The sequence below is a fragment of the Zavarzinia compransoris genome (genome assembly GCF_003173055.1).
GTDB lineage: Bacteria > Pseudomonadota > Alphaproteobacteria > Zavarziniales > Zavarziniaceae > Zavarzinia > Zavarzinia compransoris.
On sequence record NZ_QGLF01000003.1, the window covers coordinates 208,256 to 223,283 of the forward strand.

General features: G+C 67.1%; 16 protein-coding genes. 8 read left to right on the top strand and 8 right to left on the bottom strand.

Annotated elements, in window-relative coordinates:
- Positions 1-63: 63 nt before the first annotated feature.
- Positions 64-1,365 carry a 3,4-dihydroxy-2-butanone-4-phosphate synthase gene (gene ribB, locus DKG75_RS11635; RefSeq protein WP_166646534.1) on the top strand — a complete coding sequence of 434 codons (1,302 nt, stop codon included), beginning with the start codon at positions 64-66 and terminating at the stop codon, positions 1,363-1,365.
- On the opposite strand, the gene DKG75_RS11640 is transcribed toward ribB, so the two are convergent.
- From DKG75_RS11640 to DKG75_RS11650, 3 genes are all read right to left on the bottom strand, one after another.
- A complete protein-coding gene (locus DKG75_RS11640) occupies positions 1,362-2,342 on the bottom strand; it encodes a quinone oxidoreductase family protein (protein WP_109921292.1) in 981 nt (326 codons plus the stop codon). The genes ribB and DKG75_RS11640 overlap by 4 nt on opposite strands.
- A gap of 11 nt (positions 2,343-2,353) precedes the next feature.
- Complete coding sequence (locus DKG75_RS11645; protein WP_109921293.1) at positions 2,354-3,058, bottom strand: dienelactone hydrolase family protein; 705 nt, start codon at positions 3,056-3,058, stop codon at positions 2,354-2,356.
- A gap of 65 nt (positions 3,059-3,123) precedes the next feature.
- Positions 3,124-3,588, bottom strand: a complete 465-nt coding sequence (locus DKG75_RS11650) for a methylated-DNA--[protein]-cysteine S-methyltransferase (protein WP_109921294.1) — start codon at positions 3,586-3,588, stop codon at positions 3,124-3,126.
- Between the two features lie 101 nt (positions 3,589-3,689).
- Between DKG75_RS11650 and DKG75_RS11655 the strand changes: the two genes are divergently transcribed.
- The 7 genes from DKG75_RS11655 to DKG75_RS11685 all read left to right on the top strand — a co-directional run bounded on the left by DKG75_RS11655 (position 3,690) and on the right by DKG75_RS11685 (position 9,957).
- Positions 3,690-3,974, top strand: a complete 285-nt coding sequence (locus DKG75_RS11655; RefSeq protein WP_109921295.1) for a DUF6489 family protein — start codon at positions 3,690-3,692, stop codon at positions 3,972-3,974.
- Positions 3,971-4,336, top strand: coding sequence for a (2Fe-2S) ferredoxin domain-containing protein (locus DKG75_RS11660; RefSeq protein ID WP_109921296.1), 366 nt, complete (start codon positions 3,971-3,973; stop codon positions 4,334-4,336). Before DKG75_RS11655 ends, DKG75_RS11660 begins: the two co-directional genes overlap by 4 nt.
- Position 4,337: 1 nt before the next feature.
- On the top strand, positions 4,338-5,633 hold the full coding sequence (mnmE, locus tag DKG75_RS11665; RefSeq protein WP_109921297.1) for a tRNA uridine-5-carboxymethylaminomethyl(34) synthesis GTPase MnmE: 1,296 nt from the start codon (positions 4,338-4,340) through the stop codon (positions 5,631-5,633).
- A gap of 116 nt (positions 5,634-5,749) precedes the next feature.
- Complete coding sequence (gene mnmG / locus DKG75_RS11670) at positions 5,750-7,600, top strand: tRNA uridine-5-carboxymethylaminomethyl(34) synthesis enzyme MnmG (protein ID WP_109921298.1); 1,851 nt, start codon at positions 5,750-5,752, stop codon at positions 7,598-7,600.
- A 17-nt stretch (positions 7,601-7,617) separates the two neighbouring features.
- Positions 7,618-8,235: a 16S rRNA (guanine(527)-N(7))-methyltransferase RsmG gene (gene rsmG, locus DKG75_RS11675; protein WP_109921711.1), complete on the top strand. Its 618-nt coding sequence runs from the start codon at positions 7,618-7,620 to the stop codon at positions 8,233-8,235.
- On the top strand, positions 8,228-9,031 hold the full coding sequence (locus DKG75_RS11680) for a ParA family protein (RefSeq protein WP_109921299.1): 804 nt from the start codon (positions 8,228-8,230) through the stop codon (positions 9,029-9,031). Before rsmG ends, DKG75_RS11680 begins: the two co-directional genes overlap by 8 nt.
- Positions 9,032-9,054: 23 nt before the next feature.
- A complete protein-coding gene (locus DKG75_RS11685) occupies positions 9,055-9,957 on the top strand; it encodes a ParB/RepB/Spo0J family partition protein (RefSeq protein ID WP_109921300.1) in 903 nt (300 codons plus the stop codon).
- 6 nt (positions 9,958-9,963) lie between these two features.
- Here the strand turns inward: DKG75_RS11685 and DKG75_RS11690 are convergent, their stop codons facing one another.
- The 5 genes from DKG75_RS11690 to hemE all read right to left on the bottom strand — a co-directional run bounded on the left by DKG75_RS11690 (position 9,964) and on the right by hemE (position 14,784).
- Positions 9,964-10,752: an N-acyl homoserine lactonase family protein gene (locus DKG75_RS11690; protein WP_109921301.1), complete on the bottom strand. Its 789-nt coding sequence runs from the start codon at positions 10,750-10,752 to the stop codon at positions 9,964-9,966.
- 49 nt (positions 10,753-10,801) lie between these two features.
- Positions 10,802-12,058: a transcription termination factor Rho gene (gene rho / locus DKG75_RS11695; protein WP_109921302.1), complete on the bottom strand. Its 1,257-nt coding sequence runs from the start codon at positions 12,056-12,058 to the stop codon at positions 10,802-10,804.
- Positions 12,059-12,308: 250 nt separating this feature from the next.
- On the bottom strand, positions 12,309-12,752 hold the full coding sequence (gene hemJ / locus DKG75_RS11700; RefSeq protein ID WP_109921303.1) for a protoporphyrinogen oxidase HemJ: 444 nt from the start codon (positions 12,750-12,752) through the stop codon (positions 12,309-12,311).
- Positions 12,740-13,735, bottom strand: a complete 996-nt coding sequence (gene hemH / locus DKG75_RS11705) for a ferrochelatase (RefSeq protein ID WP_243746564.1) — start codon at positions 13,733-13,735, stop codon at positions 12,740-12,742. The genes hemJ and hemH overlap by 13 nt, the downstream gene beginning before the upstream one ends.
- Positions 13,732-14,784 (bottom strand): uroporphyrinogen decarboxylase, encoded by a 1,053-nt coding sequence (gene hemE, locus DKG75_RS11710; protein WP_109921712.1) that lies wholly within the window; start codon positions 14,782-14,784, stop codon positions 13,732-13,734. The genes hemH and hemE overlap by 4 nt, the downstream gene beginning before the upstream one ends.
- Between the last annotated feature and the right edge of the window lie 244 nt (positions 14,785-15,028).

The window sequence follows — 15,028 nt, forward strand, 5'->3', positions numbered from 1 at the left end:
TATCTCTTAAGCCGGAAGAAAATTTTAGTTTAACTTAAAAATCTCGGCGCTATGCTGGCGGCCATGAAATTGACGGCATGGCTGGCCCAGGCAGGGCTGACACGAACCGAACTGGCGCGCCGCATCGGCGTCTCGCCGGCCGCCGTCACCCAATTGTGCAATAACGAGACGCCCTGGCTGTCGCGGGAAACCGCGGAAATCCTGCTGCGGGTCACGGATGGCGCCGTGACTCCCAATGATTTCATCGGCCTGCCGGCGCAGAAGGAGAATGCCGTGACCAAAGCCGTGACCGAGGCCGTGGCGGCCCTTGCCCGGGGCGAGATCATCATCGTCACCGACGACGACGACCGGGAGAACGAAGGCGACCTGATCTGCGCCGCCTCGCTGTGCACGCCGGAGAAGATGGCCTTCATCATCCGCCATACCTGCGGCATCGTCTGCGCGCCCCTGACCGCGGCCGAGGCGCGGCGCCTGCGCCTCGATCCCATGGTGAACGGCAACGACGCCCCGCTCGGCACCAATTTCACCGTGACGGTGGATGTCCGCCACGGCCTGACCACCGGCATTTCGGCCGAGCAGCGCTCGAACACCGTGCGCGCCCTTGCCAACAACAATATGGGGCCGGCGGATTTCGTCCGGCCGGGCCATGTCTTCCCCCTGATCGCCCGGGACGGCGGCGTCCTTATGCGCTCCGGCCATACCGAAGCCGCGGTCGATCTCTGCGCCCTGGCCGGCCTGCCGCCGGTCGGCGTCATCTGCGAACTGGCCAATGACGACGGCACGGTGATGAAGGGCGCCCAGATCGAAGCCTTCGCCGACCAGCACGGCCTGAAGCGGATTTCCGTCGCCGACATCATCGCCCACCGCCAGATGCGCGAGAAACTGGTCGAGCGGGTCTCGACCTTCCAGGTCGAGACCGAGGCCGGCGTGCTGACCGGGCACGCCTATGTCACGCCGTTCGACAGCGTGCAGCATTTCGCCTTCACCCTCGGCGATATCGGCGACGGCACGAATGTGCCCACCCGCCTGCACCGGGCCAATGTCATCGCCGATGTCTTCGGCGGCGCACCCCTGATCCACAAGGCCCTGTCGCGGATGGCGGCGGAGGGGCGCGGCGTGCTGCTCTATCTCCGCGACGGCACCGCCGGCGTGCCGGCCACGGTAACCGGCGAGGACGACAGTTCGGAAGCCCAGCGCACCCGGCAATGGCGCGAGATCGGCCTCGGCGCCCAGATCCTGCGCGACCTGGGCGTGGTCTCCATCCGCCATCTGGTGTCCAAGGCCTCGTCGACCTCGGGCCTGTCCTATGTCGGGGTATCCGGTTTCGGCATCGAGATCGCCGAAACCGTCACCCTTGGTTCTTAAGGCAGAAGTACCGTCGAGCCTGCGGTTTCCCGCGCCTCCAGCGCCCGGTGGGCTTCGGCGGCATCGGCCAGGGCATAGCGCTGGCGGACATTGGTCCGGATCACGCCCCGGGCGACCAGGTCGAACATTTCGGCCGCCGCCCGGTCCCGCTCCGCCTTGTCGGCGATATAGTGGAACAGGGTCGGCCGGGTGAGGTAGAGCGAGCCCTTGGGCCCCAGGATCCCGGGCGAGACCGGGGCGACCGGCCCGCTGGCATTGCCGAAGCTGACCATCAGGCCGCGGGGGGCGAGACTGTCGAGCGACGCTTCCCACGTATCCTTGCCGACCGAATCATAGACCACGGGCACGCCCTTGCCCCCGGTCAGCTCGCGCACCCGTTTCGCCACATCCTCGGTCCGGTAGAGAATGACCTCGGCCGCGCCATGGGCGAGCGCCAGCTCGGCCTTGTCCCGGCTGCCGGCAGTGCCGATCAGGCGCACGCCCAGATGCTTCGCCCATTGGCAGGCGATCAGGCCGACACCGCCCGCCGCCGCGTGGAACAGCACCGTCTCCCCCGCCGTCACCGGATAGGTGCGGAACAGCAGGTACCAGGCGGTCAGCCCCTGCAGCATGAGGGAGGCGGCCTGTTCGTCCTCCACCCCCGCCGGCACCTTGACCAGGAGGTCGGCCGGGTAATTGCGGTGGCTGGCATAGGCGCCGATCGGCGTCAGGCAATAGGCGACCCGGTCGCCGACCGCAAGCCCGGCCACGCCCGGCCCCAGGTCCTCGACCACGCCCGCGGCCTCGAGACCGATGCCGCTCGGCAGCGGCAGGGGATAGAGGCCGTTGCGGTGATAGCAGTCGATGAAATTCAGCCCGACGGCGGTCTGGCGCAGGCGGACCTCGCCCGGGCCCGGCGGGGCCAGGGTCGCGGTCTCGTAGGACAGAACCTCGGGCCCGCCGGTCTGGTGGAAGCGGACGACTTGCGCCTCGGTCATCTTAGGACTCCTCAGCCGAGATGGGCCGCGAAGAAATCCAGGGTCCGCCGGTTGGCGAGATCGGCGGAGGCCTGGTCGTAATGCGCCCCGCCGATGCGGGCGAAGGCATGGTCCTGGCCGAGATAGGTGTGGATCGTCACCAGGGGATTGCCGCCAAGGCCGTCGGCGATCTTCGCCTGGGCTTCGGGGGGCACGAAGCCGTCCTTTTCCGCGACATGCAGCATCAGGGGCTTCCTGATGCCGGGGGCGAGGTGCAGCACGTCGTTGATGCCGACGCCGTAATAGCCGACCGTGGCATCGACCGCGGTTTCCGCCGCCGTCCGATAGGCCATGTGCCCGCCCAGGCAATAGCCGACCGCGCCCACCTTGCCATTGGTGCCGGGCAGGGTGGCCGCGACCGCGCGGGTGGCGTCGATATCGATGATGCCCTTGTCACGGTCGAAGGCGCCGAACAGCTGGAAGGCCCGGTCCCATTCGGCCTTGGACTGATCGGTTATGTCGATGCCCGGCTCGATACGCCAGAAGAGATCGGGGACGATGGCGACATAGCCTTCGCCTGCCAGCCAGTCGGCGACGCCGCGCATCACCGCATTCACGCCGAAGATTTCCTGGATGACCACGATCGCCGGCGCCGGCGCGCCGCCCGCGGGCCGCGCCAGATAGGCCGAAAAGCTGCCGCCATCCTTGGCCGCGATGGTGATGGACGAACCGCTCATGAAATCCTCCCACGGGAATTTGGCGGGAGGGATGCTAGCGCCCCACGGCGGCATTGTCATGGCACTCAACCCGGCACTTCGATTCCCTCATGGCTCAGAAGCCAGCGCTTCACCGTTTCCGAACCGCCATAGCCGCCGAGCTTCGGCCCCGCCGCCAGCACCCGGTGGCAGGGCACGAGCAGGCCGACCGGATTGCGGCCGCAAGCCTGGCCCACCGCCTGGGCCGCCACCCCGCCCAGCGTGCGAGCAAGGCTGCCGTAGGTCTCGAAGGCGCCGAAGGGGATCGCGGCGATGCGGCGCCAGACCTTCCGCTGAAAGGGCGTGCCGTGGGGGGCGATGGGCAGGTCGAACTGGCGGCGCCGGCCGGCGAAATAATCCTCGACCTGGCCGAGCGCGAGGGCGAGCAGCATGTCGTCGCCATCACCAGATGCCGCGTCGCCGCTGGGCGCCCAGCCGGCCGCGACCACCGCATCGGCGCGGACGGTGACGTGGAACCTGCCGATCGGCGTTTCGACCCTGGCTTCCGCCATGCTGCCTCCCCATATCACCCGCAGGGCATTCTTGCGCCCGAGGGCCGCTGAATTACACTCATATTGCCACCGGATGATCCGGTCATGCCTGAGAGGACGCCATGAAAATCAACGTCGAATTCGACATCACCCCGGAAGAAGCACGCCGCGTCCTTGGCCTGCCCGATCTCGAACCCATGCAGCAGCGCATCCTGGCCGAAGTCGAAGGCAAGATGATGCAGTATCTCCATGTCATCGATCCCGAGACCATCATCAAGCAATGGGTGCCCATGGGCATCCAGGGCAGTTTGCAGGGCTTCGAGAAGTTGCAGGATTTCCTGTGGTCCGCCGCCTCGACCGTGCGCGGCGGCAAGCGCAAGGCCGACACCAAGGAAGAGACGAAGTGAGTGATCGGCAGCGGCCCGGCGACCCCGCGCCCTATTACGAAGCCCATGTCTTTGCCTGCGTGAACGAGCGTCCCGATGTCCACCCCCGCGGCTCCTGCAAGGCGCGGGGCGGGGTGCCCTTGCGCAATTACATGAAGGTGCGGGCGGATGAACTCGGCATCGGGAATATCCGCATCAATCAGGCCGGCTGCCTCGACCGCTGCGAATTGGGCCCGGTCCTGGTGATCTATCCCGAAGGGATCTGGTATGCGCCCCGCACCCCGGCGGATATCGACGAGATCCTGGACGTCCACCTGAAGCAGGGCAGGCGGGTGGAGCGGCTGATGCTTCCGCCCGAACAGAAACTGCCGGCCGCCGAATAAGGTGGGCGAGACCATCTTCGCCCTGGCCAGCGGCCGGGGCCGGGCCGGGGTGGCGGTGCTGCGCCTCTCCGGCCCCCGGGCCGGCGGTGCCGTCGCCGCCCTGGCCGGCGGGCTGCCCGCCCCGCGCCTTGCCCGGCTGGCCGCCCTGCGCGATCCGGGCGACGGCACGGTGATCGACCGGGCCCTGGTCCTGTGGTTTCCGGCCCCGGCCAGTTTCACCGGCGAGGATGTGGCCGAATTCCACGTCCATGGCGGCCGGGCGATCCTGAACCGGCTGACCGTCATCCTTGGCGCCCTCGGGCTGCGCCCGGCCGGGCCGGGCGAATTCACCCGCCGCGCCTTCGAGAACGGCAAGCTCGACCTCTCCCAGGCCGAAGCCATCGCCGATCTGGTCGATGCCGAGACCGAGGCCCAGCGCCGGCAGGCCCTGCGCCAGCTCGACGGGGCCATGGGCCGACTCTATGAAGCGTGGCGCGACCGGCTGAAAGTGCTGCTGGCCCGGCTCGAAGCCCTGATCGACTTTCCCGACGAGGGTCTCGACGAGGCCATCGAGGGCGAGGTCCTGGCCGGCACCGCCCGCCTGCGCGACGAGCTCGCCCGCCATCTGGCCGACGGGCACCGGGGCGAACGGCTGCGGGACGGTTTCGAGATCGCCATCACCGGCGCCCCCAATGTCGGCAAATCCAGCCTGCTGAACCGCTTGGCCGCCGCCGAGGTCGCCATCGTTTCCGAGATTCCGGGCACGACGCGCGACGTGATCGAGGTCGCCCTCGACCTCGGCGGCTATCGGGTGGTGCTGATCGATACCGCGGGCCTGCGCGAGACCGACGATCCGATCGAGCGGGAAGGGGTGCGGCGCGCCCGCCAGCGCGCGGCGACGGCAGACCTGCGCCTGCATGTCGTCGGTCCCGGCGACCCCGCGCCGGGGCTGAAAGCCGGGCCCGAGACCATCACCGTCGCCAACAAGGCGGACCTGGGGCCGGGGCCGGCGGATGCCGTGCCCGTCTCCGCCCGCACCGGGGCCGGCATCGACCGGCTTCTCGCCCTCATCACCGCCCGGGTGGCCGAGCGGCTGGAGCCGGGCGAGGCGCCGGCGATCACAAGGGCCCGCCATCGCCTGGCGGTGGAGGAAGCCGTCGCCGCCCTGGAGCGGGCCCTCTCGCCCCTGCCGCTGCCCGCCGAATTGCGCGCCGAGGACCTGCGCCTCGCCCTGCGCGCTTTGGGCCGGGTGGTTGGGGCGGTCGATGTCGAGGACCTGCTCGACGTCATCTTCTTCGAGTTCTGCATCGGCAAGTGATGTTTCACGTGAAACAATGCCGGCCATGCGCCGCCGGAATGTTTCACGTGAAACAGGATCGCCACCTGTCACAACTCGTCATTTGACTGCCGTCGCCATATCCCTAAAGTGCCGGCATGAAGACATTCGATGTGATCGTGATCGGCGGCGGCCATGCCGGTTGCGAAGCGGCCGCGGCAGCCGCGCGTTACGGCGCGCATACCCTGCTGCTTACCCATAAGGCCGAAACCATCGGCGAAATGTCGTGCAACCCTGCCATCGGCGGCCTGGCCAAGGGCCATCTCGTGCGCGAGATCGATGCCCTGGACGGGATCATGGGCCGGGCCATCGACCGCGGCGGCATCCAGTTCCGCATCCTCAATCAATCCAAGGGCCCGGCAGTCCGGGGCCCGCGGGCCCAGGCTGACCGCAAGCTCTATCGCCGGGCAGTGCAGGCCCTGCTGGCGGAACAGGACAATCTGACCATCCTGTCGGCCGCCGCCGAAGACCTGATCCTGAGCGACGGCCGCGTGGCCGGTGTGGTCCTGGCCGACGGCAGCGCGATCGCCGCGCGGGCCGTGGTCCTGACCACCGGCACTTTCCTGCGCGGCCTGATCCATATCGGCGAGGACAAGATCCCCGCCGGCCGGGTGGGAGAGGCGCCGTCCCTCGGCCTGTCCGCGACCCTGGCCCGGATCGGTTTCACCCTCGGCCGGTTGAAGACCGGCACGCCGCCCCGCCTCGACGGCCGCACCATCGATTGGGCCGGCCTCGAATCCCAGGCCGGCGACGACCCGCCCCAGCCCTTCTCCTTCCTGACGGAACGGATCGAGACGCCCCAGATCGCCTGCGGCATCACCTATACCAGCGCGGCCAGCCACGCCCTGATCCGGGCCAACCTGCATCGCGCGCCCATGTATTCCGGCCAGATCGAAGGTACCGGCCCGCGCTATTGCCCCTCGGTCGAGGACAAGGTGGTGCGCTTCGCCGAGAAGGAGCGCCACCAGATTTTCCTGGAGCCGGAAGGCCTGGACGATGACACCGTCTATCCCAACGGCATTTCCACCTCCCTGCCGCGCGATGTCCAGGCCGACCTGCTGAAGACCATTCCCGGCCTCGAGCACGCCGTCATGCTGCGTCCCGGTTATGCCATCGAATATGATTTCATCGATCCCCGGGAACTGACCCATCACCTGGAAACGCGGCGCTGTCCCGGCCTTTATCTGGCCGGGCAGATCAACGGCACCACCGGCTATGAGGAGGCGGCGGCCCAGGGCTTGATGGCCGGCCTCAATGCCGCCCGGGCCGCCGGGGGCGGGCAGGGGGTCATCCTCGACCGGGCCGATGCCTATATCGGCGTGCTCATCGACGATCTGGTGACCAAGGGCACGCGGGAGCCTTACCGCATGTTCACCAGCCGGGCCGAATACCGGCTGGTGCTGCGCGCCGACAATGCGGACCGCCGGCTGACCGCCAAGGGTAGCGCCTGGGGCTGTGTCGGCAGTGCCCGGGCCGCGGCCTTTGCGGCCAAAAGCACCGCCGTCGAGGCCGCCCTGACCTATGCCCGGGAAACGAAGATCACCCCGAACGAGGCGGCAAGCCGGGGCCTGCCGGTCAACCAGGACGGCCAGCGCCGTTCCCTTCTCGATCTCCTGCGCCTGCCGGGCGTGACCCTGGAGCTTGTCGCCGCGCTCTGGCCCGGGCTTCAGGGGCTACGCGCCGATGTCGCCGAACAGGTGGAGATCGAGGCGCTCTATGCCGGCTATCTCGATCGGGTGGAGGCCGATATCCGCGCCTTCCGCCGGGATGAGAACCTGGACCTGCCGGCCGATCTCGACTATGGCCAGATCGGCGGCCTGTCGGCGGAGATCCGCCTGAAACTGTCCGCCGGCCGGCCGCCGACCCTGGGGGCCGCCGCGCGGATTTCCGGCGTCACCCCGGCCGCGCTGACCGCCCTGCTGGCCCACGTCAAGAAACGAGTCGCGTAATGGCCTTGGACAAGCCGATGACCGCCGAGGGCTTCGCCGCGGCGGCCAATGTTTCACGTGAAACACTGGACCGCCTGCGGCTCTATGCCGACCTGCTGGTCAAATGGCAGGCCAAGATCAATCTCGTCGGCCCGGCCACGATCCCCGACCTGTGGCGCCGCCATTTCCTCGATTCGGCCCAGCTTTTTCCCCTGTTGCCGGAGAAGCCGGCGGGCCGGGAGCGCCGGCTGGTCGATCTCGGCAGCGGTGCCGGCTTTCCCGGGCTGGTCCTGGCGATCATGGGCGCCGGCGATGTTCACCTGGTCGAAAGCGACCAGCGCAAATGCGCCTTCCTGCGCGAAGCGGCGCGAATCACCGACACCAGGGTGACGATCCACGCCCTTCGCATCGAGACCCTGGCGCCGCTGGATGCGGATGTGATTACCGCCCGCGCCCTGGCCTCCCTGGAAAAACTGCTGGATTGGGCGGCGCCGCACCGATCTGCCCACACAATCCACATTATCCCCAAGGGCAAGGAGGCCGAGGCGGAATTGACCGAGGCGGCGCGGCGTTCCACACTGGAGTCCACGCGCCACCGGAGTCTGACCGACCCGGCAGCCACCATCTTCCGCATCAGAGTGACCGACCATGACTGACGTTAGCCCTGCGGATGTGCGTATCATCGCCGTAGCCAACCAGAAGGGGGGCGTGGGCAAGACCACGACGGCGATCAACCTGGGCACGGCCCTTGCCGCCGTCGGGCGCCGGGTGCTGATCCTGGACCTCGACCCCCAAGGCAATGCCTCGACCGGGGTCGGGATCGACCGCTCGTCCCGCGCGATCACATCCTATGACGCGCTGATGGGCGAGGCGACCCTGGCCGAAGCCCTGGTCGAAACCGCGATCCCCAACCTGTCGCTGGTGCCGTCCACCGTCGATCTGTCGGGCGCCGAACTGGAACTGGTCGATCAGGAGCGCCGGGCCCACCGCCTGAAGGATGCGCTTTCGGCCCCGGAGATCACCCGTGCCTTCGATTACGTGCTGATCGATTGCCCGCCGTCCCTGAACCTGCTGACCCTGAATGCCATGGTCGCGGCCGATTCGGTGCTGGTGCCCCTGCAATGCGAATTCTTCGCCCTGGAAGGCTTGAGCCTGCTGCTGCGGACCATCGACCAGGTACGCGGCAGCCTGAACCCGGGCCTGGAGATCCAGGGCATCGTCCTGACCATGTACGACAACCGCAACAACCTGTCGGATCAGGTCGCGGCGGACGTGCGGGGGTTCCTGGGCAACAAGGTCTACAACACGGTCATCCCCCGCAATGTCCGCATTTCGGAGGCGCCCAGCCATGGCCAGCCGGCCCTGGTCTATGACCACCGCTGCGCCGGCAGCCAGGCCTATATCCGCCTCGCCGGCGAATTGCTGCGCCGGGAAGAGCCCCGCGCCGCCTGACGTTTTGAAGGATCACGAGTTCAATGGCTGACGATACCCGGAAGAAGGGTCTGGGCCGGGGCCTTTCGGCCCTGATGGGCGAGGTGCGCGACGCGGTCAATCCGCCCCCGGGCGCCGCCCCCGGTGAAAAACCCAAGGGCCTGCGCGAACTGCCGATCGAGCAGATCCAGCCCAATCCGAAACAGCCGCGCAAGCGCTTCACCCCGGAAGCGCTGGACGACCTCGTCGCCTCGATCAAGTCCCACGGCATCCTTCAGCCCCTGCTGGTGCGGAAACTGGGCCAGGACCGCTACGAGATCATCGCCGGCGAGCGGCGCTGGCGCGCAGCCCAGGCCGCCCGCCTGCACCAGGTGCCGGTGGTGGTCAAGGAATTCACCGACGCCGAGGTGATGGAAGTCGCCCTGGTCGAGAATATCCAGCGCGCCGACCTGACCCCGATCGAAGAGGCGGCCGGCTATCAGCGCCTGATCGACGATTTCGGCCATACCCAGGAAGCGATCGCCCAGATCGTCGGCAAGTCGCGCAGCCATATCGCCAATACCCTGCGCCTGATGAGCCTGCCGGCGCCGGTGAAGGACCTGGTCGACCAGGGCCAATTGTCCGCCGGCCATGCCCGCGCCCTGATCGGCCTGCCCGATGCCGCGGCCCTGGCAAAGCGCGCGGTCGACCAGGGCCTGACCGTGCGCCAGATCGAAGACCTGGCCAAGAAAGCCAAGACTCCGGCACCAGTAAGCGGCGGGCAGGGCAACGGCGCCGCGGCCAAGGACCCGGACACGATCGAGCTTGAGGGCAATCTGTCGGCCGCCATCGGCCTGCCGGTCTCGATCGCCCACAAGGGCGATGCCGGCGGTTCCATCACCATCCGCTACCAGACCCTGGACGAGCTGGACGGCATCTGCGGCAAGCTCAGCCGCATGGACGACTGATCGTCCTCAATCGTAGAAGGCGGGCGCCAGCCGCAAGGCATGAACGTGGTCGGCATCGTGGAACAGCACGATATCGGCGACGCGCGCCGCCGCCAGCGCCTTGATCCGCCGGATCGAGGCCAGCGCGGTCTCGACCCCGGCCAGGCATTCGCCGGGAGCGATTTCCTCGGCGAAATTTTCCGCCAGATCGCCGGCATCGACGACCAGGATCTTGGTCGCGCCCGACGGCAGGCTGACGACCAGGGACTGATGGCCCGGCGTATGCCCCGGGGTCGAGATCGCCTCGATCCCCGGCGCCCATTGCCAATCGCCGTCATGAAGCTGCCAGTCGAGGCCGGGCAGGTCGAAATCGATATTGAAGACGGCGTAATTGCCATGGTCACCCATGGCGTAATCATATTCGCGGCGCTGGATATGGACCCGGGCATGGGCGAAATGCTTCAGGTTGCCCGCGTGGTCGCAATGGGTATGGCTGAGGATGACGTCGCCGATGTCGCGGGGCGAGACGCCGATCTTCGCCAGCTGCGGCAACAGATCGTGTTCCGGCAGCACGACCGAAGGCGCCAGCCACAGGGGATAGGGGTAATAGCGCTGGCGCAATGTATCGTCGGTCAGCAGGTCCCGGTTCAGCCCGGCATCGAACAGGACATAGCCCCGCTCGGTCTCGATCAGATAGGCGCAGACCGGCTCGGCGAGAATGCGGTCGGCACCCCGGTTCAGGGTGGAGACGGACTTCGGCAGAACCTCGTAGCCGACGAGAAAGACATAGAGCTTTCTGACCGTGGTCGCCGTCATCCGATCCCCCGAATGCGAAAGGGGGCCGAACACCGGCCCCCTTCAGTCTTTACGAATTCATCGAGTCGAAGAATTCGCCGTTGGTCTTGGTGTGCTTCAGCTTGTCGAGCAGGAACTCGATGGCATCGACCGGGCCCATGGGCATCAGGATGCGGCGCAGCACCCACATCTTGGACAGGGTGCCCTTGTCGACCAGCAGTTCTTCCTTGCGGGTGCCGGACTTGGTGATGTCGATCGCGGGGAAGGTGCGCTTGTCGGCGATCTTGCGGTCCAGGATGATTTCCGAGTTACCGGTGCCCTTGAACTCTTCGAAGATCACTTCGTCCATGCGGCTGCCGGTATCGATCAGGGCGGTCGCGATGATGGTCAGCGAACCACCTTCCTCGATATTGCGGGCGGCGCCGAAGAAGCGCTTCGGCCGCTGCAGGGCATTGGCATCGACACCGCCGGTCAGCACCTTGCCCGACGAGGGGACGACGGTGTTATAGGCCCGGGCGAGGCGGGTGATCGAATCGAGCAGGATGACGACGTCGCGCTTGTGTTCGACCAGGCGCTTGGCCTTCTCGATCACCATTTCCGCGACCTGGACGTGGCGCACCGCCGGTTCGTCGAAGGTGGACGAAATGACTTCGCCCTTCACCGACCGGCTCATGTCCGTCACTTCTTCCGGCCGTTCGTCGATCAGAAGGACGATCAGATAGACTTCCGGATGGTTGGCGGTGATGGCATGGGCGACATTCTGGAGAAGAACCGTCTTGCCCGTGCGCGGCGGCGCCACGATCAGGGCGCGCTGGCCCTTGCCCAGCGGCGAGATCAGGTCGATCACCCGGGCCGAGCGATCCTTGATCGTCGGATCGTTGGGCTCGAGGTTCAGGCGCTTGTTCGGGTAGAGCGGGGTCAGATTGTCGAAATGGACCTTGTGGCGGATCGCCTCCGGGTCCTCGAAATTGATGGTGTTGACCTTGAGCAGAGCGAAGTAACGCTCGCCGTCCTTGGGCGCCCGGATCTGGCCGTCCACCGTGTCGCCGGTGCGAAGACCGAAGCGGCGGATCTGGCTGGGGCTGACATAGATGTCGTCCGGACCCGGCAGGTAGTTCGCCTCGGGCGAACGCAGGAAGCCGAAACCGTCCTGCAGGATTTCGAGCACGCCGCCGCCGGTGATCTCGATATCCTTCTCGGCCAATTGCTTGAGGATCGCGAACATCATGTCCTGCTTGCGCAGGGTCGAGGCATTCTCGACTTCAAGCTCCTCGGCATAGGCGAGAAGTTCGGTCGGCGATTTTTCCTTAAGCTCCTGAAGATTCATGGGTACTACCAATGTCGGTCGCTGGGGGGAATGCCCGTTCCGTCGCCAAGCCGCCGGGGCGAATGCCCGAAAGACGGGGCCCAGGGGGCCAAATACCGGGACTGGAAGCGGTGAGATGGGATAGGTCCGAAGAGTACCCGGCGGCCGGCTGTCGCAGCGCACTGGATCAAGGCCAAAGGCCAAGGCCCGGACCATCGGCCTGTCCGGACGGGGGCACCTTGCGCTTCACGGTGCCCCCTGTCAACCCGCTTCAGAACGGCTTCAGCACCACGAGCGGCACGATCGCGAGAAACAGCACGGTCGGCACTTCGTTGAGGATGCGGTAATAGCGGGCGGAATGCGGCCGCTCGTCCCGGCCGAAGCGCCGGACCTGGCCGACCAGCACGCCATGGACCGCGCTCATCAGAAGGACGAGGGTGAGCTTGGCATGGAACCAGCCGCCCGCCTGGAGGGCATTGGTCGCCACCATCAGCGACAGGCCCATGATCCAGGTGACGACCATCGAAGGATTGATGATCGCCTTCAGCAGGCGGCGTTCCATCACCTTGAAGGTCTCGGATGCGTCCGATCCCACCGGCTTGTCGGCATGATAGACGAAAAGCCGGGGCAGGTAGAACATGCCCGCCATCCAGGTGGTGAAGGCAATGATATGCAGCACCTTCAGCGTGTCGTAATGCTGGACTAGGAAATCCATCGTAATTCGTCCTTGGCGCCGATATGGCTGACCACCAGCCGGGCCAGGCCGGCGATGAAGGCGGGTTCGGTGCCGACCGCCGGCACCCGGTGATAGTCGGGCACGCCGCTGTGCCCGGCCAGTTCGCGGTATTCGATGTCGAGCTCGACCAGGGTTTCCGAATGTTCGGAAACGAAGGCGATGGGCACGACGATCAGGCCGGTGTTCTCCGCCCCGGCCCGGCGGATCTCGTCCTCGGTATAGGGCTTGATCCATTCGAGGGGGCCGACCCGGCTCTGATACGAGACCCGCCAATCCAGCCCGGGGCGGTTCAGGGCCCGGACCACGGCTTCCGCCGTCTCCTGCACCTGGGCCTGATAGGGATCGCCGGCATCGACCACTTTCTGCGGCAGGCCATGGGCCGAGAACAGCACGCGATAGCGCCCCCCCGCCGGCAGCCGGTCCAGCACCCCGGAAATCAGCAGCGCCTGGGCCTGGATCCAGCCCGGCTCGGTCGGGTAATCCTCGATGGTCGCGGTCCGTGCCGTGAGCCCCGCCTTCGCTGCCGCCGCCCGCCATTCCTTGACCGAGGATGCGGTCGTCGTGGTCGAGAACTGGGGATAGAGCGGCAGCAGCACCACCTCGTCCGGGGCGAAGGCCGCCACCGCCTGCGCCGTCTCGGCCGCGCGCGGGTGCCAATAGCGCATGGCGATGAAGACCCTGGTCTCATAGCCGGGATCGAGACCGTCGATCGCCTGGGCCAGGGCTTCCGCCTGCTGCTCGGTCAGGGGCAGGATGGGGGAACGGCCGCCCAACCGGGCATAGATTTCCGCTGCCGCCGCCGCCCGCCGGCCCGAGATCAGCTTCGCCACCAGATAGCGGAACGGCTGGGGCAGGCGGATGATCGCCGGATCGTTGAACAGGTTGAACAGGAAAGGCTTCACCGCGGCCGGCGAATCCGGCCCGCCGAGGTTGAACAGGACGACGGCGAGGCGCTTGCTCAAGGGCGCCACTCCCGGATCTGCCTGGCCAGGGCCGCGACATGCTCCGGCGGGGTTTCCGGCACCACGCCGTGGCCGAGATTGAAGACGAAACGGTCCGGCCCCAGGGTGCGCAGGGTCTCCTCGATCCGGTCATGCATGGCCTTGCCGCCGGCGACCACCAGCAGGGGATCCATATTGCCCTGCACGGTCGCCGTCGGCTGGACATGGTCGCGCACGAAGGCCAGCGGCACCCCGGCATCGACCCCCACCGCCTCCACCCCCGTGGCGGCCGCCAGGCGGGGCAGGGCGGGCCCTATGCCCTTGGCGAAGCCGATCACCGGGACATGGGGGAAACGGGCTCTGAGCGCCGCCCTGATGCGCGCAATCGGGGCAAAGACCCAGCGCGCCAGTTCATGCTCCGGCAGGGAGCCGGCCCAGGTGTCGAAAATCTGCAGGGCTTCCGCCCCGGCCTCGACCTGGGCGGCGAGATAGTCGATGGTCGCCTCGGTCACGAGATCGATCAGGCGCTGGAACCCCTCCGGATCCCGGTAAGCCCAGAGCCGGGCCGCCTTCTGCTCGTTGCCGCCCTGGCCCGCCACCATATAGGTGGCGACCGTCCAGGGCGCCCCGGCAAAGCCGATCAGGGCGACATCCTCCGGCAAGCGCTTGGCCAGCAGGCGGACGGTTTCATAGACCGCGCTCACCCGCGCGTCGAAGCCATCCCGAGTCAATCGGGCGAGACCGCCGGCATCGGTGACGGGATCGAGGCGCGGACCCTCGCCCTCGACGAAGCGCACGTTCTGGCCGAGGCCATGGGGCACGATCAGGATGTCGGAAAAGAGGATCGCCGCATCCATGCCGTAACGCTCGATCGGCTGGAGGGTGACGGCGCAGGCTTTCTCGCTGTCCAGGCAGAAGGAGACGAAATTCTTCGTCGTCGCCCTGACCGCGCGATATTCGGGCAGGTAGCGGCCGGCCTGGCGCATGATCCAGAACGGCGGACGGTCCACCGCCTCGCCCTTCAAAGCCTTCAGGAAGCGCTTCCGTGTTACCGACAGGGGCTCGACCACTTTCAATACCTATATATAAAAAGGTTGTTGTTGTTTGTTGATGCCTGTGGACAACGGGGTTTCACCGGCTGCCCCCGGTTTGTCCACAGCAAGGCGGGCAAGACCCGTCATCCATTCCTTCACTAGTGGCTAAATCGCGGCAAGTCGAGGTTTTGGCACCGGTTGGCGAATGGGGATCGCGGGGATAAGTTGGACGTTCGATGCCTGATCGGCAAGGGCCGGTTCCCCTGTCCACAGGGTGGCG

Excerpts from the sequence above, each read along its gene's own strand:
- ribB (WP_166646534.1), top strand. The coding sequence starts at position 64 with ATGAAATTGACGGCATGGCTGGCCCAGGCAGGGCTGACACGAACCGAA.
- DKG75_RS11640 (WP_109921292.1), bottom strand. The coding sequence starts at position 2,342 with ATGACCGAGGCGCAAGTCGTCCGCTTCCACCAGACCGGCGGGCCCGAG.
- DKG75_RS11645 (WP_109921293.1), bottom strand. The coding sequence starts at position 3,058 with ATGAGCGGTTCGTCCATCACCATCGCGGCCAAGGATGGCGGCAGCTTT.
- DKG75_RS11650 (WP_109921294.1), bottom strand. The coding sequence starts at position 3,588 with ATGGCGGAAGCCAGGGTCGAAACGCCGATCGGCAGGTTCCACGTCACC.
- DKG75_RS11655 (WP_109921295.1), top strand. The coding sequence starts at position 3,690 with ATGAAAATCAACGTCGAATTCGACATCACCCCGGAAGAAGCACGCCGC.
- mnmG (WP_109921298.1), top strand. The coding sequence starts at position 5,750 with ATGAAGACATTCGATGTGATCGTGATCGGCGGCGGCCATGCCGGTTGC.
- rsmG (WP_109921711.1), top strand. The coding sequence starts at position 7,618 with ATGACCGCCGAGGGCTTCGCCGCGGCGGCCAATGTTTCACGTGAAACA.
- DKG75_RS11680 (WP_109921299.1), top strand. The coding sequence starts at position 8,228 with ATGACTGACGTTAGCCCTGCGGATGTGCGTATCATCGCCGTAGCCAAC.
- DKG75_RS11685 (WP_109921300.1), top strand. The coding sequence starts at position 9,055 with ATGGCTGACGATACCCGGAAGAAGGGTCTGGGCCGGGGCCTTTCGGCC.
- DKG75_RS11690 (WP_109921301.1), bottom strand. The coding sequence starts at position 10,752 with ATGACGGCGACCACGGTCAGAAAGCTCTATGTCTTTCTCGTCGGCTAC.
- rho (WP_109921302.1), bottom strand. The coding sequence starts at position 12,058 with ATGAATCTTCAGGAGCTTAAGGAAAAATCGCCGACCGAACTTCTCGCC.
- hemJ (WP_109921303.1), bottom strand. The coding sequence starts at position 12,752 with ATGGATTTCCTAGTCCAGCATTACGACACGCTGAAGGTGCTGCATATC.